The following is a 26,533-nucleotide window of genomic DNA, read 5'->3' as shown; positions in this document are numbered from 1 at the left end:
GGGAGTGGATCAGCATGCAAAACGAAACGAACAACGAAATCAATAACAATGAGACGGTCATTTTTGAAATTATTGTCCATAGTGGAAATGCTCGTGGTCTGGCTTTTGAAGCCTTGTCAGCAGCCGAAGAGTATAACTTTGAAAAAGCTGCTGAGCTGATGAAGCAGGCGCAGGAAGAATTGACACTTGCTCACCACACGCAAACGGATTTGATTCAGGCTGAATTAAACGGCACACCTGCGGAGAAAACACTGCTAATGATTCATGCACAAGACCATCTTATGACCTCAATGAGTGAGCAAAAGCTGATTGAGCATATGATTCGTATTTTACAAAAAGTAAAAGCAGAAACCTCAAAATAGACAAAGGAGGGTTTGATATGCATCAGCTAGGTATCTCTATTTACCCGGAGCATAGTACAGTCGAGAAGGACAAAGCGTATATTGCACTAGCGCATCAACATGGCTTTACACGGATTTTTACTTGCCTATTGTCTGTTGAAGGGGATGCTGAGACAATTGTGCAGGAATTTAAAGAAACCATTGATTTCGCCAATAGCCTAGATATGCAAGTCATCGTGGATATAGCACCGCGTGTTTTTGGTAAACTGGGCATTTCCTATGATGATCTATCCTTTTTCCATCGTCTAGGGGCTTATGGCATTCGTCTTGATATGGGATTTACCGGTCATGAGGAAGCGATGATGACCTATAATCCGTATAGGTTAAAAATTGAATTGAATATGAGCAGCGGAACGAAGTATATTGACAATATTATGGCGTACCAGCCTCAAGTAGATAATATACTTGGCTCACATAACTTTTATCCGCATCGCTATTCAGGCTTGTCATTGAAGCATTTTGAAGCTTGTAGCCGCCAATTTAAAGAAAAAGGAATTCGAACAGCGGCGTTTGTTACCTCGACGGCAGCTACATTTGGTCCGTGGCCAGTCACTGAGGGGCTTTGCTCACTGGAAATGCACCGTACGCTTCCTATCGCTACACAGGTAAAGCACCTGTATTCAATGGGGCTGATTGACGATATCATTATTGCAAATGCTTATGCGTCAGAATCAGAGCTACGTGAAGTAAGCGAAGTGAATCCTCATAAATTAACTTTTAGGGTCCAGTTACATGACAGCATTACGCCTCTTGAGAAAAAGATTGTAGTAGAAGAGCCACATTTCTATCGCGGGGACGTGTCCGATTACCTAATTCGATCCACACAATCTCGCGTGAAATACAAGCAGGAGGATTTTCCGCCATCCAATACACCGCATATCCGCCGTGGAGATATTTTAATTGAAAACAATCTATATGGACAGTACAAAGGAGAATTGCAACTTGCCTTGCAGGATATGGAGAATTCAGGGAAGACCAATGTGGTTGGCCGTATTGCGGAAGAAGAAATTTTCTTATTGGATCAATTACAGCCATGGGGAAAATTTGCGTTTGTTGAAAAAGCGTAAGTAAGGTGAGTGAAGAAAAGTGGCCTATATCATTGGAGTTGATGGCGGGGGAACGAAAACAATAGCGGTAGCCTACAATTTTCAAGGAGCAGAGCTTGCAAGGGCAGAAAGCGGATACGGTAATGTTCTAGTGCATAGAGAGACAGCTATCGCACATATCATAAAAGCCATTGAACAATGTCAGAGTGCAATCATAGACGATTGTGAATGTGCCTATTTATTTTTAGGGCTAGCCGGTATTCAGAGCGGAACACATCGGGAAGTAGTGGAAACGAGTCTACAAGAGCGTTTTGGAATACCTCTCACGATCACAAATGACGCCCGAATTGCTCATGCGGCTTGCTTGCAAGGGCAAGATGGCATTTTGACCATCGCAGGTACGGGAGCGGTAGCGCTTGGAGTACATCAAGGTCAAAGCTTAATGACGGGAGGATGGGGGCATCTACTAGGTGACGAAGGTAGTGGATATTGGATTGGAATGGAAGCTCTGCGTCAATTAATCCTAGAGGAAGAGTGTGGACTTGAACACAGCTCATTAGGCCAGAGACTGGTCGAATATTTGAAAATCCAAAAGACAGCACAGATCAAAGACTTTGTCTATTCTTCTTCAAAGGATAAAATAGCAGCCCTAACCCCCTTAGTTGTGAGAGAAGCGGAAGCTGGCGAACCAAATGCTCAACGAATTCTACAAAGGGCGGGAGAGCATTTGGCTCAAATAACGATCCGTTTGTACCATAAATTCAGGTTTGAACCGCCTGTTTCCATTGCTTTAAAGGGCAGTGTCTTGACCAAAATTGCGCTTGTGCAAGAGGCGTTTTACGAAGAGGTAAAAAAATATATACCAGACCCCGTATTTGTTATAGATGAGATTTGTTCTTCAAAAGGGGCTTATTATTTGGCCCTGCAAGCGATGAATGAGCAAAAACGGTAGAGCATGAGGAGCAAAACTGCCGGGTAAGGCCAAATACAGATAAAAAAGCAAGTAAAAAGCATGATAAGCCGGAGTAGTAGACAGGAATTTGTCCTTCTATCGCTCCGTTTTTATTTTCATTGGCCTATTTCAATTCTTATTTGTATGTAATAGTTGTTCTCTAAACATTTCCATGCCTTAGTCTCTCTATATATGTTACTTGATGTAATTCGTCTGCCAAAGCTAGTATAATATAAAAAAAATGTAATATTATTGAAATGTTCAGAATTATCCGCCATAATGTCTGTATTGATAGTTATCACTCCTATCATATAAATCTGGTTATAAGGAGGATGTAAATGATGAAAAAAGTAGTAAAAGTAGAACTCTCGGATAACAAGAATGTAAAGCAAATGAAAGAGTTAATGTGGCGTGTAGTTGTTGACGTTTGCTTGTAAAGCAGTGCTTTTTTTAAAAGTAAAATGAACTTTCAACGTAAAGGAGGGTTTTGCTGTGAAAAAAGTTGTAAAAATTACGGTCAACAATGAAAAAGTAGCTGAACTTAAAGGGATGGCACATCCAATTATTACCGGAGTTTGTAAGCTTTAATGTGTAAGGCAAGAGCACGTATGGTTTGACGCGTGCTCTTGTTTTGTTATCGGACGAAAAGCATTTCTATCAATTTGAAGAAGGGATAGGATAAAATGAATTCCCCTCAAATGCTACAGCGTTATGAGGAACTACGTAAGCTAGCACATCAGACGGATGAATGGTTGGAGTCGAAAATAGGATCGGACTTCTGGGTAGATGGAATTAATGTATTTTTGACGATTGAACACGAGGATTTTGTAGAGGGCCTTGAACAGTTTCAACAACAATATACATATGAAGCAGAAGGTGTCACGAATTGCCTTAGACAGCTACAGCTTTATGCGAGACACTCGGTTGTACAGGGTGAATTTGCGTTGTATCAGGCTTTGGCAGTAGGGATGACGTGGTTATCCTTGCAGGAAGAGACGAATGGTCTTCACTTTAATCTACCTGTACAAATTACCAACCATTCTATAGCCCTCCTGCTAAGTCCAACTTACCTAGCTATATGGGCTAATAGCTATAATGCGGGCATTGAACTCTTTTTAGATGTAGATTCCACCTTACCTACACTGTTTCGTCCTGAGCACGGGAAAATCTATCAGAATGCAGGCTCCTATCTCCGGGGAGAAAATCTCAAGTTTCCGTTTCAAAATTATTTTCATGAAATTGCTCATATTCTCTTATTTCATGATGTCTATCAAAGGGTATTGGGTTCAGAGGCGGAATGTAGAAGCTATTGGACTCACATCGAGGGATGTATCTACGCATTAGAAGAGCAGGTACTAAGTGAGCTAATGGAAGTACAGGCCGATTTGCATATCATTGATGATGGATACGGGAATCTGCAGGGCTTTGAAGAATTTGCCGCCTTCCGTATCCAGCTTTATCAAGGAAATGAGGATTCCTCTTTGACAGGTGATACATTGCGGACTTATGTGAAGAGAGGAATGCAATTGGGGGAAGGACATTCTCAGATACCAGATAACACCGTTAAACAAACAATTTTGTCTACTCATGAGGTAAGCGAGCGAGAACTGGAATTATTAGATCCACATTGTTTTTCTTTTGTGAAAGCCCTGCAAGCTCATAGCGATTGGGGAGTGAAAAGCTATGCGCGAAATACCTTACCTGCCTTCAGAGAAACGGTAGAACTGCTTCCTGCTGATGCGTATTGCATGAAAAAGCTGGAGGAATCACTTCAGAAAAAGCCGTGGCCAGACTTGCAAGCCCTACTATCCAGCGATCCGTTCCCACTTCTAGATTCAAAGCAACGAAAGCAGCATAAGCAACTATGGAAATTAAGAGAATTACTGTCTCGCTTGGCGGAGATTCGTGGATATTTGGAACAGCGCTCTGAACAGCTTTTCGAACAAAATCAGCACCAATTATCAATGAGCTATATGAAAATTCAGAAGGCCCTTTTCCCTGTAGCAAAGCAAGTGGCAGGTTGGATAATGGAGTATGAAACAAATGCGGAATCAGAGCAGCAGCACGAACTTCGGTATGAGTCTGTCCAAAAGGAGCTCAGCGAAATTCTTCAAATGGTTCAGGAGGAAGAGGGGCAAAATCGTTTACTTTCCTTTTTACATGTGCCATATTCCTATGTTTTAGAACCGAATTAGAGGAAGGGTAGCTGCATATAGTCTGATTCTCCACACGAGAGTCAGATTTTTTGCTCTTTTTACTATGACACTGATCTGGTTTTAACGGACTGCATATAAGGGTATAGAGAAGAGAGGGGGGATGGCGATGGAATGGGAGTTACTCTTGCGTTTATTTGTTGGGGGCTTATGTGGGGCACTTATCGGATTTGAGCGTAAAAGTAGACAGAAAGCAGCGGGATTGCGCACGCATTTCCTTGTAGCAGTGGGCAGTTCATTGATCATGATTGTTTCTAAATATGCTTTTTTTGATGTTTTGGGGGATTCTGTCAAGCTAGACCCAAGTCGGATTGCAGCCAATGTGGTGAGCGGAATTGGCTTTCTGGGAGCGGGAACTATTTTAGTGCAAAAACAATCGATTCGTGGTTTAACAACAGCAGCAGGCTTGTGGGCAACAGCAGGTATTGGGCTTGCTATTGGTTCAGGTATGTATGGCATCGGATTTTGTGCCACAATCCTCGTATTGATTGGATTGGAAATTCTAGATCGCAGCTTGCAATTGCTATTTCCAAAAACAATGCGTCTCGTGGTTCATTTGCAAGGACAAAATCACGTACGGGATGTGATTGATAAATTGGCAAATAATGGTGTTAAAATAACGACCTATCAGGTGGAAATGCCTGATGAAGAAGAGAACTCAAAAACAATGCTTGATTTGCAGATTCAAGCACAACTCTCTACAGAAATCAATCACATGCTACTAGAAATCCAAGATATGAGCGGGGTTACATTTGTACGTATGGATAAATAAACCTAGGAATAAAAAAATGCCCGCCGATCTGCATGTTTTGGGCGGGCAAATACTTGCGGATATCAGACTATCCATGATTTAGTTTACTTGGTTATTCGTATTTTCTCAAACGTAATAATTGGATTTTTTGAGAAAGTTATCAATAATCCTTTTGTAGATATGTCACGAGAGGAAGTAAAAAGAAGTGACGCTGGAAAAATATAATAGCAAAAAATTGATAATGAAAAAATGCTCGAAATGAGAGGAAAATGTCGAACGATAAAGAAAAAAATTGGTTAGAAAAAAGAAATACAAAAATGAATTTTCAGTAAATGAAAACAAGCTTTCCTACAATTCCCCCTTCCAGATGATTATGTTTAGGAGATCATAAAAAAAACTCTTATATAAATTTTGGAAATAGATACATAAGATAGGTTTTATACTCCTGCAAGTAACAGATTCGATGAGCCTAGTAAGGAGTGATTGTTCGCTTATTTCATAAATTTAGCTGTAAATGTAAAGGATTTACAGTGTTTTACTTATGCTGTCGCTTTATTGGAGTTTTTGTCGAAGCACTTCCTTTTCTAACGATTTCATTGCACAATAAAAATAACTTTAATAGCCCTTTAGGGTGAAGGTGGCGTGGAAATGGGCGAACACATGATATTATTAGGGAAGCGTCATTTTCTTCATGCACAACAGCAGAATATTCGAGTAAAAGGTTGGAGATTCTGTTTGCCTGCAGGTTGTCGATTCATAGCAACGAGGGATGGCTATCCAGAAAATGACCATGCTATCAGTTTGTTTAAGAAGTCAGAAAAAATAGCACAAATGATCTTGCGCAGATCAAATGGAGAATTTCAATTTATCATGGAAGCAGTATCTAGTGATTATGCAGTAGAAATAATTGGGTTATCAAAAACGGTTGTTTTTCAAGAAAAGTAGGTACAATAGTCTATATGTAACATAGGCACCCCTCATCGGGTGCCTTTCTTTTCGTGGATGTTTAACAGCTAGGAATAATTTGTTGGTTGTGTCATAGATTTTAATTTATCAGGCTTTCCTTACCTACAAAATTTTTCAGGTTTATCCACAAATCAATCTAATCAAGGAAGTTTTCTTTACCAGAAAGCTGACTTGGTGTAACGTAGAGATAAGAGTTTCGCGTGAGAAATGGGTTAGAGGAGGAGTAGCATGAATACACTGCAAATTGGTGATTGTAAGCTAACGTGGATGAGAGGTGGAATGACCCAGTTAGACGGTGGAGCGATGTTTGGAGTTGTCCCAAAGGCTTTGTGGAGTAAACGCTACCCTTCTAATGAACAGAATCAAATTCCACTCCGTTCTGATCCAATTCTTGTACAAGTCCACGGAAAAAATATACTGATCGAATCGGGAATGGGGACAAATCGCTTAAATGAGAAACAAAAACGTAACTTTGGACTGGTTGAGGAATCGGAATTGTCGGAATCTCTTCAAGAAGTCGGGTTGCAATTTGAAGACATTGATTTGGTCCTAATGACCCACATGCACTATGATCATGCGAACGGATTAGTAAGTGTGGCAGAGGATGGCAGTCTCTATTCCACATTTCCTAATGCTACTATTTATATCAACGAAATTGAATGGAATGAAATGCGATCTCCTAATATCAGGTCTAAAAACACGTATTGGGAGGACAATTGGCGCCCCATCGAGAAGCAGGTTTGCACGTATGCCGGCCAAAAAGAGGTTGTTCCAGGCATAAAAATGGTGCATACGGGTGGCCACAGTGATGGACATGCTATTATTTTGTTCGAAAGTAAGGGTGAGAAGGCTTGCCATATGGCAGATATTATGCCTACGCATGCACATCAGAACCCGCTATGGGTCATGGCCTATGATGATTATCCAATGACCTCTATCTATGCTAAGGAAAAGTGGTTGAAGGAAATGATAGCCCAACAAGCGTGGTTTACATTTTACCATGATGCCAAGTATCGAGCAGTGAAATGGAATGACCAAGGTGAGATGCTTCAATCCATACCCATCTAATAATCACTAGTTTTTCCCCCTCTAAAAGAATAGAGGCAGGTTTTTAATAGGAAGAATGGCGGTGAAACAACATGCAATTGCATCGTACGCAAAGAGTGTGGTATTGGCTTGACTTTATGCTAGTGCTGATCACTTTGTCTCCAATTATTGCGGCGATCGGTTTTTACACCCAAATGCCCGATAAGCTGTTAGTAGCGATGAGGATAGGGGATGAGACCGGATACTATCAGGATAAGCTGCTGTTTCTCCTTATTTTTAGTCTTGTCCTAATCATTGCTCCCATTTTGTTACGAGCATTTATTACGATTTCTCGCCAACGTGAGCGACAGACGAGACAGATGGAGATTTGCTTTGATTTATTACGAATAGCTCAAGCAGTAATATTTAGTACAATATATTGCTTATTGATATTGCAAAATTTATTTATTCCGATAGGCATCGAAATGTATAGCATGATTATAGTAGGTATTATTTTGTTAGTTTATGGCTATTTGTTGCCATGGATATCGTATCTGCATCCGTTGGGTATGCGTACGTCCTGGACGAAAACAGAACAGGAGGTTTGGGTTCATACTCATCGTAAATTGTCCGTATTCTGGATGCTGACAGGTGTAGTCTATCTGTTATGTCCGTATTTGCCAGGATGGTTGGGCTTATTGTTAATCGTTTCTTCCGTGTGCCTAACGATTCTATCTACCTATATTTATTCCTACTTATATTTCCGACGAGGTAAAGGAAAACAGAATAAGCCATCCCTAGAAGCTTAGGCTTCGATGGGGATGGCTTTTTTACATCTCGTTTAAATTAATCCTGACGTTTATCTAAAGACAGACGCACAAGCGAAGCCGCTTGAACTAAACCGCCGCCAAAACCGTAAAGAATAGCCGTGTCGTTTTGTTTAATTTGCTCGTTTGATAAAGCCATATCTAAAGCGAGCGGGATAGTAGCGCAGGAGGTATTTCCGAAATATTCCAAACTGTGCAGCGTTCGCTCTAACGGAAATCCGCTTTTTTCGCATATCGACTCAATCATGCGTAAATTAGCGCTGTGTGGCACGAACCAATCTACATCCAGTAATGAGAAATTACTTGCCTCAACCAGTTGGTGCATTCCCTGAGGCAATTGAGAGACTACCCACTTATATAATTCCCGACCATTTTGATAGATATTTCCCTTTCCAAGCAGCTCTACATCCCCCATTTGATTAGAGAGACCTGAACGGTATAAATGAATCCCGCCATTACCATTACTGCTCATAAAGGAATGCAGGAAGCTAGGATTCTGTTCATCACGTTCAACAAGTACTGCACCAGCGCCATCCCCAAACAAAACACAGGTATTACGGTCGGAGTAATCAGTCACTTTTGATAATGTCTCTCCGGCTACCACAAGAATTTTTTTATGCAGACCACTGCTTATCAGAGAATTAGCTAGATGTAGTCCATAGACAAAACCAGCACATGTGGCATTTACATCAAGCGCTCCAGCAAAACGAATTGATAGCTTAGCCTGTAGTTGGCTAGCTACACTGGGAAAAGGATAGTCTGGGGTGGTCGTACATACAAGAATGAAATCAACATCCTCTATTTCTTTATCATATGCTTGCTGCAAATGCTGAACAGCTCGTAGGCAAAGATCGCTTGTAAATTGGTCGGGTTCAGCTATGCGTCGCTCTCGCATGCCAGTTCTTCTAACAATCCATTCATCGCTAGTCTCTACTAATTTTTCTAAATCAAAATTAGTGAGTCGCTTGTTTGGAACGTAAGACCCTATAGCTGTGATACGGGCTTTAGACGACAAAGCAGGCGACCCAAAATCAGGTGAGGTAGAATTGGAAAAAGGATTCGAGTAAGCCGACATCAATATGACCCCATTTCTTACGTGAATTAATTTAGTATCTGATAATAGTATCAGGTACTAAATTAAGAAAGTCAATAGTTTATCCCCATTAAAGATTTAGATAATCCTAATCAAATTTTTCATATAGAAGAATAGGGAGCTGTCATTGACTTTTCATTTGAATATTCCTACAATTTGGTTTATCACAAAGAGATAAAGATAGATAAAGGGGAGTAAAAGATGAACAGACTACGAGCATACTGGCAAGAATTTCACCCTATAATACACTCCTTACTTATCGGTACGATTTTTGTGCGAGCTGCTAGTTCTATGAGTATGCCATTTTTGGCTATTCATTTATCCAAGACAACTGATCTGAGTCCGGTCATGATTGGAATTACTATTGGGGCTGGTCCTCTGGCATCTACAGTGGGAGGATTTATTGCAGGAACGTTATCTGATTTATTTGGACGAAGGAGAATTATGCTGTGGGCATTGTATACCTGGGTACTTGTTTTTTTAGGATTTGCGATTGGAAAAAGCGCAATCTTTTTTATTTTGCTTAACATTTTGGCGGGATTTTGCCGTTCCTTTTACGAGCCTGTATCGCAAGCGCTCATGGCAGATTTAACAGAGCCAGAGCGACGCTTTCGAGTTTTTTCCATGCGTTATCTGGCTATAAACATTGGTGTTTCCGTGGGTCCTTTGCTTGGGGCTTATTTAGCATTACTAGGCGGGGCTCTCCCGTTTATTGTTACGGCCATGATCTATTTGCTCTATGTCATCAGCCTGCAATTTTTGTTACATAAATTTGGCATAAAACAAATTGAGGGTCAAAAGAAAGAAAAAATTACATTTGCTTCGGCCTGGAATGTGGTACGTCAGGATGTCGCGTTACGCTACTTTATTGTCGGTGGCATTCTGGTATCAGTGGGCTATTCTCAAATGACTGTAACCCTATCCCAATTCGTTCAGGGAATGTTCGTTGACGGAGCCATCCTATTTTCATATCTGATGAGCTTAAATGCCATAGTGGTGGTTGCTTTGCAGCTTCCTTTATCCAGATGGGCCGAAAAAAAGACCCCGTTGTTTAGTCTTGTAACGGGAACCATCATGTATGCGATGGGATTGCTAGGCTTCGGGATTTCATCGAGTTGGCTGACTTTTATGATTTCCATGTGCATCTTTACCATTGGGGAGATTTTAACCTTCCCTGCTTCCACCGTTTTTATTGACTATTTAGCACCTGAGGGGATGCGAGGAACTTATTTTGGCGCCCAAAGCTTTCATAATTTAGGACAATTTTTAGGGCCGGTGCTAGGAGGATATATACTGGGAATATACAATGGAACAATTATGTTTACGGTTATCTCCTGTATCTCGCTTTTCAGTATTTTGTTCTATACTCTAGGACGCAACTGCTATACTGCTCGTACAGGTCAAGCTATGACGATGACTCGGTAGGAAAATGAATACAAATAAAAAAACTGTCGGGGGCAAGAGGCCTCGACAGTTTTTTATGTAAGGAGAATAGTCATCAATCGAGTTATTTTATCGCCTGCATAATTCGATCGGCTATGCGCTCATATCCAGCATGATTCGGATGGAAATGGTCCGTGTATAGATAGGCTTTCTCTTTGTTCCAAAATAAGTCGTAGGAGGGGATCACCAGCACGTTAGGATAACGGGCTGAGATAGCAGTAGCTTCATTATTCCACTCCTGAACATGGGTACTTGATTCTTGTTTGAACTCTGTATCGCCGAAAGGATTATAGAGAGAGGTATAAAAAATGGGTGCTTCTGGATTTATAGATCGAATTTGTTTTACAATGGCTTCATAGTTGATAGTAAGCTGGGTTGAAGCGTCCAATAGTTTCTCAAGATCAAATTCAAATATACCGCCGCTTTGGCGAAACAAATCATTCCCCCCAATCGTAAACAATATGAGGTTGGCTTCGGAAATCAGGCGCTTAACATTAGTTTGTTTCAGTTGGTTTACTACATCTCCTGATTCACTGCCGCTGATAGCTAGATTGCTTAGCTGAATGCTTTGATTACGCTCCTTTTCAGCCTTTTGCTTCAAAATTCCAATATAGCCTAATCCGCTTGCATCTCCTAACCCGCGTGTCAAGGAGTCACCCAGCGCTACCACTTTTAATGTGCCTGTAGTGGGCAGGATAGCAGGAGGAGGAGCTTCTGGTGTTTGGTCTTCTTTGGGGGTTTGAAGCTCAGATGTGCTTTTATCAGCTAAATGCACTGGCGTAAACGCAAAGCAGAAGCCGACTAATAGAGCCAAAAAAGATATGCAAGCCAGTAGCAGAAGCCATTTCGTTAACGGATGTTTTTTAGAACTAAGCACAGAGAACCTCCTTATTGAGCAGGTATTCTTGTTACACTGCACTTCTATTGTACCATTCTAAATAGTGATCAAACCAGAGAGGCTCATGTAGGAGAAAAAGCATGAGGAAGCTTTCCTTGTGAAAGAATAAGAAATCCTATGCTTATAAATATAAGAGAGAAAGGTGGGAGACATGTGGCAGACGCAGTTCTTTCTGTTGCTCGTTTACAAAAATCAATAAAGAAAAAACGACTGATCCATGATATTACCTTTGATGTGCGAGCAGGGGAGGTATTTGGTTTTCTTGGACCTAATGGAGCTGGAAAAACAACCACGATTCGTATGTTGGTCGGGCTTACCAAACCTGATGGAGGAGAGATAAAAATCGGTGGGTATTCTTTACAAAACCATTTTTTGAAGGCAATTGATCAGGTCGGATGTATTGTGGAGAACCCTGAATTATACCCCTTTCTAACAGGACAAGAGAACTTAGAAATGTTTGCCCGAATGAGTAAAAAGGTAAGCTCTGAAAGAATTCGTGAAGTTGTAGAGCAGGTGGAGCTGACGGAAGCGATTCACGAACGGGTAAAAACATATTCGTTAGGCATGCGTCAGCGTTTAGGAATTGCACAAGCATTGCTGCATCGTCCCCGCTTACTTATCTTGGATGAACCTACCAACGGATTAGACCCGGCAGGTATTCGTGAATTGAGGCAGTTCATACGCCGCTTAGCGCTAGAAGAGAGGATCGGCGTCTTTATATCCAGTCATATGCTTAGTGAGATTGAGCTTATGTGTGATCGGGTAGCCATTATTAATAAGGGACGAGTTATTTCAGTTGGCCACGTTAAACAATTAATGGAGCAATTTGCGGATCAGGTGAATTGGAAATTTAGAGACAATAATTTGCCGAAAGCTGTTGAGCTAATGCAGGCAAGCCCCTATGTCTATGAACTTATGGCTTTGTCAGACGGCAGAGTAAAGTGTAGAATGGAAACGGACAAAATAGCTGAGGTTAACCGTTCCCTTATCCATGCAGGAGTAGATGTTATTGGCATTGAAGAAAAGGCTGTTACATTGGAAGACCTTTTTCTTACGCTAACCCAAGATGAAGCAGTAGATGAGGAGGGGAAGCATGCTTGATCTGGTATATAACGAGAGCTTAAAGCTAGTCAGACGCAAACGCTTCTATGTAGTCGTCCTCATATTGCTTATTTTGATTCCGTTGTTTACATATGCGCAATATCAATCAGTAGAGGTGGCTCGAGCACAAATTGGTACCGATGACTGGCGTACCATTCTTCAACAAAAGATAGTAGATACCCAAAATAGATTGGCTTCCACTCGAATCCCTCCTGAATGGAAGGATTTTCTGAAAACCCAATTACAGTTGCAACAGTATTATTTAGATCATGATATTGATCCGTCAGCGCCAGGGGCCGTTACATTTGCACGCGGATTTATGGATCAGTCTGTTGGACTGTTTCTACCGATGATTATTGTGATTTTAGCAGTTGATCTCGTATCTTCAGAATTTAGTGAAGGGACAATTAAACTGTTGCTGACAAGGCCAGTCAAACGTTGGAAAATCCTTACGAGTAAATATATAACACTCCTCTTGTTCACTTCCTTGACCTTATTGTTATCTCTAGTACTAGCGTATCTTATCTCAGGAGTTGTCTTTGGTTATGGAGGGTGGACGATGCCTGTTTTAACAGGCTTTAAAGCGACAGGAGAAGTCTTACAAACCTCACAGGTATTTGTATTGGATCAATGGAAATATATTTTGATGCAATATGGATTAGGCTGGTTCGTTTGTGTAGTGGTAGGTACAATATCGTTGATGATCTCTGTTTTGGTGAGAAGCACAGCGGCTGGCATGGGGATTATGATGGCTGCTCTTATTAGTGGGGCTATTTTAACTCAAATGGCCTCTACGTGGGAACAAGCGAAGTACTTGTTTAATGTAAATTTACAGCTTACGACGTATTTAGCGGGGAGTTTGCCACCCATTAAAGGCATGAGCCTGCCCTTTTCTCTTGGGGTATTATCTGTTTGGGGAGTTGCTTCTTTAGTGATTGCCTATGTAGTGTTTACTAGACAAGATGTTACATAATGAAGATATAATCAAAAACCCTCTAACCATCGTTTTATCTTTGGCTAGAGGGTTCTTTTATTGTATTTGGCAGACAGCATCAAACTATGACCAATTCATAGTTTTTACAGTATCCATTAAATCCTGTAAGCTCATTCCTTTTGCTGTTGCAATTATATAGAGCTGTTGGGAGGATTTCGTGGTAATAAGGTGAACTGCGTGCTGCATTGTATTTTTTTCTTGAGAGTCGAAAGTTACTCCGATCGCTTTATCAGTACCGACATAGAAAATTTGCGGAGACCCAGCAAAGGTTCCTGGAATGGACAAAGTACGTTTTTGCGTGTCATTGCGCAGTACCTCTAGCTGAATCTGAGCGTCACCATGTTGATAGATAGATGTTTGAGAAGAGACATGTTTACTTGTTTCTGATTCGTAATGAATAGCAACAGAAGCAAGCTTAAAATCTGCTTTGACTATACCTGCGAGCGGCATATCCGAGGCTTGCTTTGCCTTTTCCAAAGAGGTGAAGCTGGAGAAGGTTTGAGGTTTCTCTTTTTCCTTCTCTGTCTCTTGGGTGAACATTTCGCTTGTTACTTCACCAATTGACTCTACCTCGGATTCGTCTACGGACGGCGTTTCAGTCGCTGTTAAGGATTTATTTAGACTTGCTGCGCCCCCTTGATTTTCAGAGGGTGCTATTGCTATGTCATGTAATTTTTCGGATTGATCAGAGGATGTAGACTCTGAGCCTGGATTTTGATCAGCTTTGTTCTCTGTTGTCCCAGAAGCTGTTACTGCATGCTCCTTGGATGCCGCTTGCATTGGAGATAGCGAGCGTGAAGCGAGCAGAGAAGACGAAGCTGGCTTATTATTTTGTGCTTGTTGAACGGGTTGTTTACCATTATCAAGCATAGCGATTGTTGAGTCTGCGGAAGGGGCTTGGGATTTCTTTGCTTGAGCTACCGCAGTATCTTTGTCGCTTCTAGCTGGCTTGGTGTCTTGTCTCTCAGGTGTTCCTTCGGCTTTTTTCATGTTAGGTGCAGGAGCTGCTTGTAATTTTTCTTGAGATGCAGCTTTTGGGTCAGATGCTTGTGCTGTAGTCTCAGATGATTTGCCCTCGTTAGGAGCTTGTTTAGCGTCAATTTGAGGTGTCTTTGCCATGTAGGAGGTCGACCCCTCAGGCATTGGTGCATAAGCTACCTGTGGAGATGGCAATTGCTCCGTACCAGTATTATCAACGCTACCTGTAAAACCTCCATTTAAAGCCTGAACGCCTACAAGCCCCATGACCAAAAGGACACTAGCGGCTCCCAAGACAGGATACGAAAAGAATCGAAAGCGTTTTGCTTTGGACGGCTTGCCACTTTCTGGTATTTCATCAGCTACTGCAAGCGGAATGATCCCCGGCTCTGTTTTTTCAGATTGACTAGAACCTCCATGATGTTGGGGAGCGGCATATATTTTATTCATAATGCTATCTTCTAGGTCAATGGAAGGTTGTGGAATCTCTTTTAGGAACAGATTTTCCTCTTTAGATGACCATTCATTCTCTAGCCAAGCCAAGCATTCATCACAGGTTTCTAAATGGGAAAGAGCGATATCGTCGTCAACAGTGTTAGTCCATTTTGCCTTAAATTCCTGGGAATTCATGTACGAGTCCTCCTTCCATTTTCGTTAACACTTTGGCAAATTCTTGCCTTGCTCGTAAATATCGAACCCGTGCTGTAGACTCTGCTACCCCAAGCAGGGAAGCGATTTTATCAAAGGGATATTCGTGCGTACAACGAAGCACAATAACTTCTTTATAGGAGTCAGATAGCTGTTCGAAAGCTTCGGCGATGGTCTTCTGTTGTTCTTTTCGCAAAAGCGATTCCTGTGGTAATTCATTCTGTACTCCTGAAGGGACGAAAGCCAATTGTTCATCCGTATCATGGAACTTCCGGCGCCGGAGAAAGTCAATGGTACGATTCCTTGCTAAAGTATGGAGCCACGTTGATAGTTGACTTTCACCTCGATAGGTGTTCAGCTTTTCGTAGGCTTTGATAAATACCTCTTGGGTCAGGTCTTCAGCGTCTGCCTTGTTGTTTACCATCTTATATATGAAGATATAGATCATATGCTGGTATTTTTGAATAATGTCACGAAAAGCTTCGACGTCCCCTTGCAAAACCTGTTGTACAATTTCACTGTCGGCTTGCATCGAAGTATTGCCTCCCTTCACTTCATCTGACGATACGTTGTTTTCAAACGTTTCAGTTAGTCTTTTTGAATTTTATCCATAAATATTTCCAGTGTTCTTCCATGATCAAACGATATGGATAGTCATAGTAAAAAGCTGATGCATGTAAAGATTCCATCCCATTCTAACATTTTTTAAAGAAAAAAAACGTTACAAAAACTAGGAAAGGATTGGGACATATCTTACGCTTTACCCTCCAATGCTTTTAGGCTCTTCATCAGGTTCTATGATTTGATAGTGATAACCTTGTTCTAATAGAAACATTTGGCGTTTGCTCGCAAATTCCTGTTCACGGGTATCTCGTGACACCAGTGTATAAAAATAGGCTTGGTTGGTTGCCTTAGGACGCAAGATACGACCCAATCGCTGAGCTTCCTCCTGTCTAGAACCAAATGTACCTGAGATTTGAATTGCAACATTAGCATCAGGTAAGTCTACAGCAAAGTTGGCGACTTTAGATATTACTAACTGTTTGATTTCTCCACGCTTAAACATCTCATAATAGCGGCCACGGTCTTCCTCAGGTGTTTTACCTGTGATGAGCGGTAAGCCTAGAGTGTTGGCTACCAATTCTAATTGTTTGATGTACTGACCAATAATGAGGATATGATCGTCTTTATGCTGCCTCAGCAATTTTTGAACCCAGTTCACCTTAATCGGATTCTCCGCTGCTAGTCGATATTTCTCACGTGTGCTTGAAAAGGCGTAGGCCTCGCGATAAATAGAAGGAAGTGGTAGTCTGACTTCCTTACAGAGGGCAGTTGCGATCCAGCCCTGAGCTTCTAACGCTTTCCATGGCATTTCGTATTTTTTGGGGCCGATCAGGGAAAAGACTTCATCTTCTTTGCCATCCTCACGTACTAGAGTAGCGGTTAACCCTAATCTCCGTTTGGCCTGAATGCTTGAGGTCATCTTGAAAATAGGAGCAGGGAGCATATGAACCTCGTCATAAATGATTAGTCCCCAGTTATGATCCGTAAATAAATTCATATGGGGAAACTCGTCTGAGCCACGCTGTCTTGAAGTCACCATTTGATAGGTGGTAACGGTAACAGGTCGCACCTCTTTTTGTTCACCAGTATATTCGCCTACCATGTCAGCGGTCAGGGTGGTTTTCGTTATGATTTCGTTGATCCATTGTCGGACAGATGTTGTACTTGTTGTTAAGATAAGAGTCGCCGTCTCAAAGCGTGACATGGCACCAATTCCAATAATGGTTTTCCCAGCTCCACAGGGCAAGCACAAAACACCACTGCCACCATAAGCAGTACCATTGGCATAAAAGGCATCTACGGCCGCTAGCTGATAGTCTCGCAGGGCAAAAGGAGTTCCTGTGTCATCGCAGGAGACAAGCTCCATCGGGCACGGTTCGCCCTCCTGATAGCCGGCTAAGTCCTGCACAGGATAGCCAAGCTTAATAAGAGCCTGTTTTACTAGTCCACGTGAGTACGGCTTCAGTATATACAGACTCTCCGAACGTTTTTCTTCTATATAAGGCTGCATAGATTGGTAGCCCATAACTTCTGCGAGAATAAGAGGGTCTGCACTTGTCAGTCCGATTTGATCCTCGAAGGTATGCATCTGGATCAATCCGTATCTCGAGAATGCTCTTTTAACCTCATCCGCAACAGAAGGGGGCAGTCCATATTTACTGTAGCGGCTGAGTGCTTCAAGGATTTGCTCTGCTTGTAGCTGACTTGCCGCTGCATTCCACAAAGAAAGTGGAGTTAGACGGTAGGTATGTATATATTCTGGGCTTTTAATAAGCTCAGCAAAGCCACTAATCGATTGTCTTGCTTCATCAAATAAGGGGTTTTCCACTTCTACTAAAATGCTCCGATCACTTTGTACAATTAGTGGTAAATGGGGTTGAAAAGACACGGTCGTCACCTCATAGCGGTATCAATATTGCCAATGGTACCATATTTGGGGACGAAAGGGAAAAGCAGGGGCGAGCTATCATTTTGATTCAAAATCAGGGGCTCAGGTTACAATAGAAATACCTTTATAGAGATAGGAGGGAAGAATGTGGCATCAGGTAGCATTCTTGGGACAAGCATTAATTTATTGTTTGTTCTATTTCTTGTTTTCCTAAATGGGTTCTTTGTAGCAACCGAATTCGCTCTGGTAAAAATACGTGAATCTCGAATTACTCAGCTTGTAGCAGAAGGCAATGTAAAGGCTAGATTAGTTGATACATTATTACATCAGCTAGATGCTTATTTATCCGCAACTCAATTGGGAATTACGCTTGCTTCTCTAGGATTAGGCTGGATTGGGGAGCCAGCGATAGCGCACTTATTGCATCCCGTTTTTACATATGCAGGGATAACAGAGCCATGGATGAGCTCGATATCCGTTGTGATTGGATTTTTGATCATTACATTTTTACATATCGTATTAGGAGAGCTGGCACCTAAATCATTAGCTATACAACGTGCCGAACAAGTTTCTTTATTTGTAGCACGTCCCATGCAGTTGTTTTATAAGGTAATGTTTCCCTTTATTAAGCTGTTAAATGGAGCAGCCTCCAAAATTTTACGTTTGTTTGGTATTGAACCGGTATCTGAGCATGAAGCGGCACATACAGAAGAAGAAATTCGGATTTTAGTCAATGAAAGCCACAAAAGTGGACTAATTGATAACACTGAATTAATGCTGGTAGACAATATCTTTGAATTCTCGGAAACAACAGCTCGCGAAATCATGGTGCCGCGAACAGATATGGTTGTTCTCGATATTAGGGACAGCTTTGAGGATAATTTAGATATTGTGAGTACAGGGAGATTTACCCGTTATCCAGTGATAAATGGGGATAAGGATCATGTGGTTGGAATTTTGCATATTAAAGACATTTTAACCTATGCCTTAAAGGAAATAGAGAAGGAACGCCATTTGAGTGATTTATTGCGTCCTGTTTTATCTGTACCAGAGACCATTTCTATCAGTCAATTGTTAACCATGCTACAAAAACAACGGAGTCAAGTCGCTATCTTAATAGATGAATATGGTGGGACTGCTGGATTACTTACACTTGAAGACATTGTAGAGGAAATTGTTGGAGACATTCAGGATGAATTTGATGATGAGCGACCTGAGATCGAGCAATTTAAACAGAAGGAGGAAAGCATTGTTTCTTTTGATGGGCGTATGCTGCTCGAAGAAGTAAACGCATATCTCAACATACAGCTAGATACCGCAGAAGTAGATACGATCGCTGGCTGGATTTACACAAAAATCACCCATCCCCCGACCTTAGGCATGAAAGTGGTAGAGGAAGGGTATGAATTTGAAGTTGGAGAAGTGAATCATTTACGTATTACTCGTGTCTTTGTTAAAAAATTGATAAAAGATAACAAGGAAGCATAAGCCATCAAGTAGGTCCCTGCATAGGATATCAAATAGACATGATATTCGTGGAGGGTTTTTTGTGTATAAGATTATTTCATTTCCCAAAACGCTTGGTTATAGTATCTGTGCCAAAAAATTAAAAGAAAATCAATCCATCATGCCCTCAGTTAGGCATTGTGAATCTGTTGGTTGCTTGTTAGTAGCGCAGGATGAATTTGAAAAATTAACCAGATTAATTGGCCGTGAAGGATATACCGTATCAAATGAAGTCCAGGTGCGATTACACAGTAAAGAAAGTAAGGAAAGTAAGGATAATAAGGATGAAATTCCATGGGGGGTAGAGCATATAGGGGCTCCTGCCTTGTGGCATGTAACAAAGGGTAAGGGAATTAAAGTTGCCGTGATTGATACTGGTATTTCATCGTCTCATCCAGATTTAAAGGGACAGATAAAAGGAAAAGTGTCAGTGATAGCTGGGGCGGGACGCTTTAATATCGGTGGACACGGTACGCATGTGGCGGGAACTATAGCGGCTGTAGCCAATAATCGGGGGATTGTTGGTATTGCTCCCGAGGTTGATCTTTATGATGTGCAAGCGTTTGGAGCGGATGGAACAGCTAATATCAGTGACATCATAGCCGGGATCAATTGGGCTATCGAGCAGAAGGTGGATATTATTAACATGAGCTTCGGAACGAGTGAGGATCATCCTGCTTTCCATCAAGCCTTACGTGTAGCCTCCAGAAATGGAATCGTACTCGTAGCGTCCGCGGGGAATAATGGTGGGGGCCTGGAATACCCCGCTGCCTATCGTGAAGTAATTGCGGTAGGGGCGATCAACCAACAGGCAAAGCTAGCTGAATTTAGCGCGAGAGGCAGAGGAATGAATACAGTTGCCCCTGGTGTTGGCATTAAATCTACCTGGCTCAAAAAAGGATATCGTACGTTGGACGGTACTTCTATGGCAGCTGCTCATATTTCGGGACTATATGCTTTACGTCTAGCACAACAACGTACCAGAGCCATGAATCGACTCAACAAAAAAGCGAATTATCGTTGGAATAAGCAAATAACTAGACAGGAAGAAGGAATTGAAAAAAATCAAGTAAAGAATCACGTCAAGAAACATAAAAAGAAACATGAAATGAACCATGAAAAAGACCATGAAAAGAACCAAGCACATGCCTCCGAGAATAAATCTGCACCCAACCGTCAAAACAGATTCAATCTTCTTTCTCTATTTAAAAGACGCTGACATGCGAATGAAGGGATGGAAAAGTGAATGCATTATGCGCTTGATTATTATGTAAAAACAGCTCCTTCTTATCAAACAGCAACTTCTATTTTTAAAGATGAGTGGATTAGTATTTTTCCTGCACAATATCAGATTGAGGGGGGCTTTGCTCCTTTATTTGAAGATAATCGTGCTATCTGGGCAATTGATAAATTAGGAGGAGTAGCAGGTAAATCGGTATTGGAGTTAGGACCGATGGAGGGGGCACATAGTTATCTGCTGGAAAAAAAGGGGGATGCCGCTAGCATTCTTGGAATTGAAGCCAATACGAAGTGCTTTTTACGTTGCTTGGTAACAAAAGAAATAACGAATTTGCAACGTGTACGTTACTTATGCGGAGATTTTGTAGAATTTTTAAAACAAACAGATCAGACTTTTGATGTTTGCTTCGCCTCTGGTGTCTTATACCATATGGTCAATCCAATTATGGTGCTGGGGCTATTAAAGGAACGATGTAAGAAAATGTACTTATGGACGCATTATTTTGATGAAAATATCTTACAGCATTCAGTTGATTATCGTCTGCGATTTAGCGGGAGCCAATCTGCTTCAGAATATGGCTTTGCTCACACATTATATCAACATAATTATTTGCAAGCACTCGATAGCAAACTGTTTATTGGGGGCACACTCCCTTTTAGCAACTGGCTCAGTAGACAGGATTTACTTGCAGGCTTAAACCATGTTGGTTTCCAGATAGACGCAATCAGCTTTGACGATCCGATCTATCCTAACGGTCCGGCTCTTGCCATAGTGGCAAGTGTTCGGGAGTAACGAAATGAATGAACAATTCAAATTAATAACCGGGGGAAATAGCATAACTCGTATGGTAGTAAGGCATCATACGAGAAGGCTTACTTCCTCGGTTTTTTATATGAATGAAAGCAGGGAGGAGAGGTGAAACTTTCCAGTCGTTTTGTTACAATTACTAGATCAGATGGTTAAAGGAGATTGGTATCATGCGTATTCTACTTACAAATGACGATGGCATTGAAGCATTAGGTATACGAACCCTTGCGGAGGCCCTTCTTCCTTTACAGGACCTTGAAATTTATGTGGTTGCCCCAAGCGAAGAGAGAAGCGGAGTGGGTCACGGTGTTACATTTCGTGAAGCATTAGCGCCTGCACCGCATGATTTTTATGGTTTGCCAGTAAAGGCCTGGAGCGTAAATGGCAATCCTGCCGATTGTGTAAAGGCGGCCTATTACCTCTTGTTTAAAGATCAGGAGCGTCCTGATCTTGTGTTATCAGGAATTAATGTAGGGGCTAATTTAGGAAAAGATGTTTACTATTCAGGGACGTGTAGTGCAGCTCGCGAGGCAGTAATTTTAGGCATCCCGGCTGTTGCTTTGTCCTATGATAATTATCATAACCCGGCAAGCTTTGGAGAAGTTGGAAGGATTATTGAACCTCTGATAAAGCAATTTATGGAGCAAACGAAGCAAAAACAAATGCCTCCGAAAGTGTTCTGGAATGTAAATGTACCTGATTTGCCTAAAAGCCAGATAAAAGGCATCACTCCCGCTGTGTTAGCGTTTGATTTTTATCACGACGTGTACAGTCCTTCAGATTCAGGTTATTTTCTGGGAAGAGAGTATCCCGAACGCTTGGAAAAACAAAGTACAGAAGAGGATTTTCAACTATTAAAAAAAGGATATACGACTGTTACCCCTATTCATATTGATTCCACGGATCGTACATTATTGGAGCAAATGAAAGAGTGGCCACTTTTAAAAAAATAACCTAAGGGGAGAGTAAAAAATGGCAGAAATGCAGATGCAATCCTTACTTTCTTTCCCTGGACCGTCTCCTGATGCTCAAACATCAGGGGAGGTTCTCTCTACAGACTTTTACGCTTCCCTATATCAAGTTGTTCATGAGGAAGGCTATCCCTGTTTCGGGCGATTAAATGATCAGGGGGTAGCAGAGCTTTATCTGGTGTTTGAAGATATTGACTCTTTTAGTCAAGCAGTGGAGGGACTTAGTACGGTCGAGTTTCGCACGTATAAGGAGCAATTGCTTCTGATCGTATGGACAAAATATGATGAAAGTGCTCCGCTAGGATTCCCGCTTTCGTTTCTTCCGCATGTACCTGTTGAACGTACTTGGCTTCATGCATTGCTAGAGCAGCCCGATCTGGAGCTGTTTTTTTTAGCAAGGGAACAAGACCTGCTGGTTCACATCTTCACGGAAGTACTTACTCTTTCATCTACTGAAAGATCAGATGTTTATCAAATTCTACAGGAGCTAGATGAGCGCATTCACAATCCCATAATATTAGCAGGAGCAGATGAACAAGAAGGTAGGAATGAGATTTTTTCAAAATCTGCACTAGAGTTGCCAGATGACCTATTGCTACAACAGGGAGAAGCATATGATTTTCTTTATCAGGTTCATCTGCAAAAGCATCAGGATCAAGCAGAGCATGTCTTAATGGAGAGCTTGTATCAGGCCCTGCATATGCTAAGCCGGCATCCTGTCAGTTATATTCGAGAAGCGGATCTTCTTGTTTGGGTTTATGGGAATGAGCAAACGTTCTCGATCTATACAAGCCCTTCCTTACGTTCCATGTACCAGACTCAGCAGGATGATCCGTTTTTGGAATTATTTCGTCGGTTTCCTGCTTTTCAAAGCATTCGGGAAATATCTCCATTAAAAGAAGGCGCGTTCCCGATTTTTCAACGAGAAGCGGGATGCTTTTACCACCTGGAATTAAATCATGAGATGCAAAATAAGCTTGCTCGACTTTTTTCTCATATAGACAAAACAAGCGCGAATCCATTTGTCTAAACATACAGAAAACTAGACAGGTTTCAACAAAGGATTAGACAAGCCAAAATGCGAAAAAGAGTAAAGATAAAAAGCGATGGGGGTGTAGGTAGTGAATTCTTCCCAACAAGGTAGTATCGCACTTATTTCTCAATCCTTTCAGGGGCTACAAAAAGAGGTGGAGCAAATCGCTCAAGCCTTGTCTCTTCGCACAGAGGGAGGAGTACGACTTTCTATGCCAGGAGAGACGTTTGCAAATACCTTTTGTGCTGACTTTACTCTTTGGGATTTGGCTGGCGTCATTACGCTGAAAAGCAAGCCGGGTAGATATGGATTCAATCGTGACAATAGGCAAGATATTCCGCTAATTATGAGGTTTTCATTCTCTTACAATTCGCCTAGGGATGCAGAAACCATTAAACAGAGGATTAACGAATATTTCTCATACGAAGCAGAGGTTCACTGGAATGTCGCTTCGACTGAGCAGACGAAGCAGATGGATTTAGCGGTTCATTTCGAGTATCAACCGCAACATGATATTATAGATGCATATATTCGTTATGTGTTGGGCATGATAACGGGACGAAATACGGCTGCCTAATTGTGGCTGGAAAAAAGGGCGCTCTCTAAAGAGAGGCCTCTTTTTTTACGGATAGGGATAAGAAAGGACTGAATCTATTGGTAAAACGCCTATTTATTGCCCTGCATGTTCCGACCGATGTAATTTCATATATTGAGGCTGCTCAACAACAGGTGAAGCAGGAGCTTAGAGCTGAGCGATGGCAGCCTTTACATAATTTACATTTAACCTTGCATTTTCTCGGAGATGTTGATGAACAAAAAATTCTGGAGCTTGAAAAGGATATCCAGATTGTTAGTTCCATTATCCGTCCTTTTTCCTTGTCTATTGATCATTTTGGTTCGTTCCCCAAGGGAGGAAAGCCGCGAGTATTGTGGCTAGGACTGCAAGGGAATATAGAGTCCTTGCAGCAGATGCATCTCCTGTTGGGAAAACGCCTAGATCGTCATGAAAGCCTTCCGTATGACAAACGACCATATGAGCCACATGTAACCATAGCCCGCAAGCCAAAGTTACATGAAGAGCTCTCTCTCCCGTTAGCAGATTGGTCACACCGTTTTTTACCTCATCCCAAGCCTAGCTGGAAGGTAGAGGGAATTACCCTATTTCAGTCGGAGTTACGCCCAGAAGGAGCTATTCATACTCCACTATTCACCAGTATATTAGGCGAAACAACGAATTTATAGAAAAAAACGCCGTTTTGCCGTTCAAATTTTCTCACCATCTGAATAAACTTAATAAAAACAGAAGATCACGAATGTGTGCGATCACGATGAGATGTCAGATGCTGAGAAAGCGGTGGAAATTCAAAATGAGTGAGTTTACTACCGGGGTGTTATATCCAAGACGATACGAAAGCAAACTGATTAAACAACTACCTGACTCAAAGCAACCATATTTTCATAAGCGGCTAAACGATGAATGGAATGTGTTTTTTCTGGAAGATGAGTGGGTACAGACGGCGGAAACTCTGCAATACCTATTGGATTTATCCAAGCTTGGAGTGGCTCTGCTGTGGTTTCATGATGCGGAGGACAGCGGTTGGGGCTTCCGATTATTTGAAGGCGGCTACGAGGTATCGTCTGCTACGATTAGCTATATTTTAGATATGGAATTAGCGGAGATAGAAATGAAGCGGAGATATCCAGATATAATAGATCCAGATGATTATATGAAAGAAGAAAACCTACGCAAAGAGTACGATGAACTAATTGATACAATCATTACCTCACAGATATATCGCCAGGAAGTGCAGAAGGGATTATCTCGCTGTAAGCCACAGTTGTTCCGTTCCTTCTTGTCTCCCAAACAAATTCAGCAACTTCATTCTTTGTTTGACACAAACATTCTAGTCGAAATCGATTATGAAACGGGTAGTAGTCTACTTTATGATTCAGTGGATTTATTTAAGGAAATCTTAGGGATTGAAGAAATGATGTGGGTTAATTATTCGTATTTAGCAAGCGGCGGAAGAGATAGTGGGCTGGCATGATGCTGTGTAAGAAAATAGGGATGAAGCTGATAATTTACCCAGTAAAAAGCAAGGAACAGAGGCTTTGCCGAGCAATGATGCGGGCAAGGTCTTTGTTGCGTTCACGTTTAACAACTACGGCGACTCATTTTGATATGAACAAATGAGCCGCCGATAATCGCTTACGCCTCTGATGTAACAGGCTGAATCCATTGGGCAAAAATAGTAGGAAGGTCAAGCAAGAGGAGCAGACGCTCTCCTTCTTGGGCAATTCCGGCTAAATTGGAACCATCTAATCCTGCAACTACTGGTGGAGCCGTTTTTATGGAGGAAGGTGCAATTTTGGCTACTTCTGATACACCATCCACAACGATACCGGCTTCAAAGCCGTCTATTTTAAGTACGATAAAACGACTATCTTCAGTAAGCTGAATGGATGGTAGTCCAAACATTTTACGGATTTGCAAGATAGCAAGGATATTCCCGCGTAGATTAATGACACCTTCTACATACTCTGGTGATTTAGGAACCTTTGTAATAGGCATTGGCTTAACAATTTCCAGGACATTCTCCAATGGAAAACCGAACGTTTCATTACCCATGGTAAATAAGATATAAGAAAGGGCCTCGACTTCGCTCTGAGATTGGTTGAGGCCTAGTTGATCTTGATTTAATTCCATGAGGCTTCCCCCTTTCTATTTTTCCTTCTAAAAGTATGTTTATTATATCATCTCAGATGGAAACCGGAATCGTTGCTTTTAGAAAAGCACAGTTTCATGAGCGATGTATGATGTTCGATTTCATTAGGATTAAATATTTGTAGGATCGATTAAATAAATAATAATAAATATATATAAAATTTTTTAATGCAATGAAAAAGTCGGTTTTCCGGTCTACGAAAAGATTGTCGTGAAATAGCCAAATCCAATGTTTTTGTGTATATTCAGATAGAAAAATTACTGGAAATTCATTATTTTCCTAATCTGTTGAAAATGGAATGAAGTTTTTTTTTACAAGCATCAAAAGTTGCGAGATTCTGGCTGAAAAAGATACTAGTACCTATTTTTCGTTGATCATTATTGTCGAAATATTTAAATATAAATAAAAGTTAATAAAGAATAAGTAAATACCATTTTTTTCAATTACAATATATGTATAAT

The 26,533-nt window shown here is 41.3% G+C and carries 25 protein-coding genes; 19 read left to right on the top strand and 6 right to left on the bottom strand.

The genetic code is table 11. From position 1 onward, the window contains the following. The first annotated feature begins 14 nt into the window (after positions 1-14). The 8 genes from AYJ08_RS19700 (at position 15) to AYJ08_RS19665 (ending at position 8,164) form a co-directional block, all read left to right on the top strand. Positions 15-362 (top strand): PTS lactose/cellobiose transporter subunit IIA, encoded by a 348-nt coding sequence (locus tag AYJ08_RS19700; RefSeq protein WP_031412377.1) that lies wholly within the window; start codon positions 15-17, stop codon positions 360-362. A gap of 17 nt (positions 363-379) precedes the next feature. Continuing rightward, the gene (locus AYJ08_RS19695) at positions 380-1,468 is read left to right on the top strand and encodes a DUF871 domain-containing protein (RefSeq protein ID WP_064019120.1); all 1,089 of its coding nucleotides are present in this window, start codon (positions 380-382) and stop codon (positions 1,466-1,468) included. A gap of 19 nt (positions 1,469-1,487) precedes the next feature. After that, a complete protein-coding gene (locus AYJ08_RS19690; protein ID WP_064019119.1) occupies positions 1,488-2,399 on the top strand; it encodes a BadF/BadG/BcrA/BcrD ATPase family protein in 912 nt (303 codons plus the stop codon). A 683-nt stretch (positions 2,400-3,082) separates the two neighbouring features. Continuing rightward, entirely contained in the window at positions 3,083-4,594 is a 1,512-nt protein-coding gene (locus AYJ08_RS19685) for a hypothetical protein (protein ID WP_064019118.1), read from the top strand. A gap of 121 nt (positions 4,595-4,715) precedes the next feature. After that, positions 4,716-5,384, top strand: coding sequence for an MgtC/SapB family protein (locus tag AYJ08_RS19680; RefSeq protein ID WP_064019117.1), 669 nt, complete (start codon positions 4,716-4,718; stop codon positions 5,382-5,384). 627 nt (positions 5,385-6,011) lie between these two features. After that, complete coding sequence (locus AYJ08_RS19675; RefSeq protein WP_031412369.1) at positions 6,012-6,308, top strand: hypothetical protein; 297 nt, start codon at positions 6,012-6,014, stop codon at positions 6,306-6,308. A 249-nt stretch (positions 6,309-6,557) separates the two neighbouring features. Next, positions 6,558-7,397 carry a YtnP family quorum-quenching lactonase gene (locus AYJ08_RS19670; RefSeq protein ID WP_064019116.1) on the top strand — a complete coding sequence of 280 codons (840 nt, stop codon included), beginning with the start codon at positions 6,558-6,560 and terminating at the stop codon, positions 7,395-7,397. 71 nt (positions 7,398-7,468) lie between these two features. Continuing rightward, positions 7,469-8,164, top strand: a complete 696-nt coding sequence (locus tag AYJ08_RS19665; protein WP_064019115.1) for an SdpI family protein — start codon at positions 7,469-7,471, stop codon at positions 8,162-8,164. 37 nt (positions 8,165-8,201) lie between these two features. Here AYJ08_RS19665 and AYJ08_RS19660 read toward each other — a convergent pair whose 3' ends face one another. Then, a complete protein-coding gene (locus AYJ08_RS19660; protein ID WP_064019114.1) occupies positions 8,202-9,257 on the bottom strand; it encodes a ketoacyl-ACP synthase III in 1,056 nt (351 codons plus the stop codon). A 219-nt stretch (positions 9,258-9,476) separates the two neighbouring features. Between AYJ08_RS19660 and AYJ08_RS19655 the strand changes: the two genes are divergently transcribed. Further along, on the top strand, positions 9,477-10,700 hold the full coding sequence (locus AYJ08_RS19655) for an MDR family MFS transporter (protein ID WP_064019113.1): 1,224 nt from the start codon (positions 9,477-9,479) through the stop codon (positions 10,698-10,700). Between the two features lie 82 nt (positions 10,701-10,782). Here the strand turns inward: AYJ08_RS19655 and AYJ08_RS19650 are convergent, their stop codons facing one another. After that, entirely contained in the window at positions 10,783-11,595 is an 813-nt protein-coding gene (locus tag AYJ08_RS19650) for a GDSL-type esterase/lipase family protein (RefSeq protein ID WP_064019112.1), read from the bottom strand. Positions 11,596-11,769: 174 nt separating this feature from the next. Here AYJ08_RS19650 and AYJ08_RS19645 point away from each other — a divergent pair, with 174 nt between their 5' ends. Both AYJ08_RS19645 and AYJ08_RS19640 read left to right on the top strand, forming a co-directional pair. Next, positions 11,770-12,717: an ABC transporter ATP-binding protein gene (locus tag AYJ08_RS19645; RefSeq protein WP_064019111.1), complete on the top strand. Its 948-nt coding sequence runs from the start codon at positions 11,770-11,772 to the stop codon at positions 12,715-12,717. Continuing rightward, positions 12,710-13,690 (top strand): ABC transporter permease, encoded by a 981-nt coding sequence (locus AYJ08_RS19640; RefSeq protein WP_081873091.1) that lies wholly within the window; start codon positions 12,710-12,712, stop codon positions 13,688-13,690. Before AYJ08_RS19645 ends, AYJ08_RS19640 begins: the two co-directional genes overlap by 8 nt. An 84-nt stretch (positions 13,691-13,774) precedes the next feature. On the opposite strand, the gene AYJ08_RS19635 is transcribed toward AYJ08_RS19640, so the two are convergent. From AYJ08_RS19635 to AYJ08_RS19625, 3 genes are all read right to left on the bottom strand, one after another. Continuing rightward, the gene (locus AYJ08_RS19635) at positions 13,775-15,319 is read right to left on the bottom strand and encodes a hypothetical protein (protein ID WP_064019110.1); all 1,545 of its coding nucleotides are present in this window, start codon (positions 15,317-15,319) and stop codon (positions 13,775-13,777) included. Beyond that, the gene (locus AYJ08_RS19630) at positions 15,300-15,869 is read right to left on the bottom strand and encodes an RNA polymerase sigma factor (RefSeq protein WP_064019109.1); all 570 of its coding nucleotides are present in this window, start codon (positions 15,867-15,869) and stop codon (positions 15,300-15,302) included. Before AYJ08_RS19630 ends, AYJ08_RS19635 begins: the two co-directional genes overlap by 20 nt. A gap of 228 nt (positions 15,870-16,097) precedes the next feature. Then, on the bottom strand, positions 16,098-17,789 hold the full coding sequence (locus AYJ08_RS19625) for a DNA repair helicase XPB (RefSeq protein WP_064019108.1): 1,692 nt from the start codon (positions 17,787-17,789) through the stop codon (positions 16,098-16,100). Between the two features lie 147 nt (positions 17,790-17,936). Between AYJ08_RS19625 and AYJ08_RS19620 the strand changes: the two genes are divergently transcribed. The 8 genes from AYJ08_RS19620 (at position 17,937) to AYJ08_RS19585 (ending at position 25,394) form a co-directional block, all read left to right on the top strand. Further along, positions 17,937-19,277 (top strand): hemolysin family protein, encoded by a 1,341-nt coding sequence (locus AYJ08_RS19620; protein WP_064019107.1) that lies wholly within the window; start codon positions 17,937-17,939, stop codon positions 19,275-19,277. Between the two features lie 61 nt (positions 19,278-19,338). After that, positions 19,339-20,514, top strand: a complete 1,176-nt coding sequence (locus AYJ08_RS19615; protein ID WP_064019106.1) for a S8 family peptidase — start codon at positions 19,339-19,341, stop codon at positions 20,512-20,514. Positions 20,515-20,541: 27 nt separating this feature from the next. Continuing rightward, the gene (locus AYJ08_RS19610) at positions 20,542-21,327 is read left to right on the top strand and encodes a class I SAM-dependent methyltransferase (RefSeq protein ID WP_064019105.1); all 786 of its coding nucleotides are present in this window, start codon (positions 20,542-20,544) and stop codon (positions 21,325-21,327) included. Between the two features lie 185 nt (positions 21,328-21,512). Continuing rightward, complete coding sequence (surE, locus tag AYJ08_RS19605; protein WP_064019104.1) at positions 21,513-22,295, top strand: 5'/3'-nucleotidase SurE; 783 nt, start codon at positions 21,513-21,515, stop codon at positions 22,293-22,295. Positions 22,296-22,314: 19 nt separating this feature from the next. After that, on the top strand, positions 22,315-23,343 hold the full coding sequence (locus AYJ08_RS19600; protein ID WP_064019103.1) for a hypothetical protein: 1,029 nt from the start codon (positions 22,315-22,317) through the stop codon (positions 23,341-23,343). A 91-nt stretch (positions 23,344-23,434) separates the two neighbouring features. Further along, on the top strand, positions 23,435-23,923 hold the full coding sequence (locus tag AYJ08_RS19595; RefSeq protein ID WP_022586508.1) for a hypothetical protein: 489 nt from the start codon (positions 23,435-23,437) through the stop codon (positions 23,921-23,923). A 77-nt stretch (positions 23,924-24,000) separates the two neighbouring features. After that, positions 24,001-24,588: an RNA 2',3'-cyclic phosphodiesterase gene (gene thpR / locus AYJ08_RS19590; protein WP_064019102.1), complete on the top strand. Its 588-nt coding sequence runs from the start codon at positions 24,001-24,003 to the stop codon at positions 24,586-24,588. Positions 24,589-24,713: 125 nt separating this feature from the next. Further along, the gene (locus tag AYJ08_RS19585; protein ID WP_064019101.1) at positions 24,714-25,394 is read left to right on the top strand and encodes a hypothetical protein; all 681 of its coding nucleotides are present in this window, start codon (positions 24,714-24,716) and stop codon (positions 25,392-25,394) included. Positions 25,395-25,555: 161 nt separating this feature from the next. On the opposite strand, the gene AYJ08_RS19580 is transcribed toward AYJ08_RS19585, so the two are convergent. After that, positions 25,556-26,053: a chemotaxis protein CheW gene (locus tag AYJ08_RS19580; protein WP_064019100.1), complete on the bottom strand. Its 498-nt coding sequence runs from the start codon at positions 26,051-26,053 to the stop codon at positions 25,556-25,558. Positions 26,054-26,533: the final 480 nt, after the last annotated feature.

Origin of the sequence: Brevibacillus sp. SKDU10, from assembly GCF_001645205.1 — a bacterium.
GTDB classification, from domain to species: Bacteria; Bacillota; Bacilli; order Brevibacillales; family Brevibacillaceae; genus Brevibacillus_B; species Brevibacillus_B halotolerans.
The sequence above is the reverse complement of the archived record's forward strand: the minus strand, read 5'-3'. Positions and strand labels throughout refer to the sequence as shown.

Excerpts from the sequence above, each read along its gene's own strand:
- AYJ08_RS19700 (WP_031412377.1), top strand. The coding sequence starts at position 15 with ATGCAAAACGAAACGAACAACGAAATCAATAACAATGAGACGGTCATT.
- AYJ08_RS19695 (WP_064019120.1), top strand. The coding sequence starts at position 380 with ATGCATCAGCTAGGTATCTCTATTTACCCGGAGCATAGTACAGTCGAG.
- AYJ08_RS19685 (WP_064019118.1), top strand. The coding sequence starts at position 3,083 with ATGAATTCCCCTCAAATGCTACAGCGTTATGAGGAACTACGTAAGCTA.
- AYJ08_RS19680 (WP_064019117.1), top strand. The coding sequence starts at position 4,716 with ATGGCGATGGAATGGGAGTTACTCTTGCGTTTATTTGTTGGGGGCTTA.
- AYJ08_RS19675 (WP_031412369.1), top strand. The coding sequence starts at position 6,012 with ATGGGCGAACACATGATATTATTAGGGAAGCGTCATTTTCTTCATGCA.
- AYJ08_RS19670 (WP_064019116.1), top strand. The coding sequence starts at position 6,558 with ATGAATACACTGCAAATTGGTGATTGTAAGCTAACGTGGATGAGAGGT.
- AYJ08_RS19665 (WP_064019115.1), top strand. The coding sequence starts at position 7,469 with ATGCAATTGCATCGTACGCAAAGAGTGTGGTATTGGCTTGACTTTATG.
- AYJ08_RS19660 (WP_064019114.1), bottom strand. The coding sequence starts at position 9,257 with ATGTCGGCTTACTCGAATCCTTTTTCCAATTCTACCTCACCTGATTTT.
- AYJ08_RS19655 (WP_064019113.1), top strand. The coding sequence starts at position 9,477 with ATGAACAGACTACGAGCATACTGGCAAGAATTTCACCCTATAATACAC.
- AYJ08_RS19640 (WP_081873091.1), top strand. The coding sequence starts at position 12,710 with ATGCTTGATCTGGTATATAACGAGAGCTTAAAGCTAGTCAGACGCAAA.
- AYJ08_RS19635 (WP_064019110.1), bottom strand. The coding sequence starts at position 15,319 with ATGAATTCCCAGGAATTTAAGGCAAAATGGACTAACACTGTTGACGAC.
- AYJ08_RS19630 (WP_064019109.1), bottom strand. The coding sequence starts at position 15,869 with ATGCAAGCCGACAGTGAAATTGTACAACAGGTTTTGCAAGGGGACGTC.
- AYJ08_RS19610 (WP_064019105.1), top strand. The coding sequence starts at position 20,542 with ATGCATTATGCGCTTGATTATTATGTAAAAACAGCTCCTTCTTATCAA.
- surE (WP_064019104.1), top strand. The coding sequence starts at position 21,513 with ATGCGTATTCTACTTACAAATGACGATGGCATTGAAGCATTAGGTATA.
- AYJ08_RS19600 (WP_064019103.1), top strand. The coding sequence starts at position 22,315 with ATGGCAGAAATGCAGATGCAATCCTTACTTTCTTTCCCTGGACCGTCT.
- AYJ08_RS19585 (WP_064019101.1), top strand. The coding sequence starts at position 24,714 with ATGAGTGAGTTTACTACCGGGGTGTTATATCCAAGACGATACGAAAGC.
- AYJ08_RS19580 (WP_064019100.1), bottom strand. The coding sequence starts at position 26,053 with ATGGAATTAAATCAAGATCAACTAGGCCTCAACCAATCTCAGAGCGAA.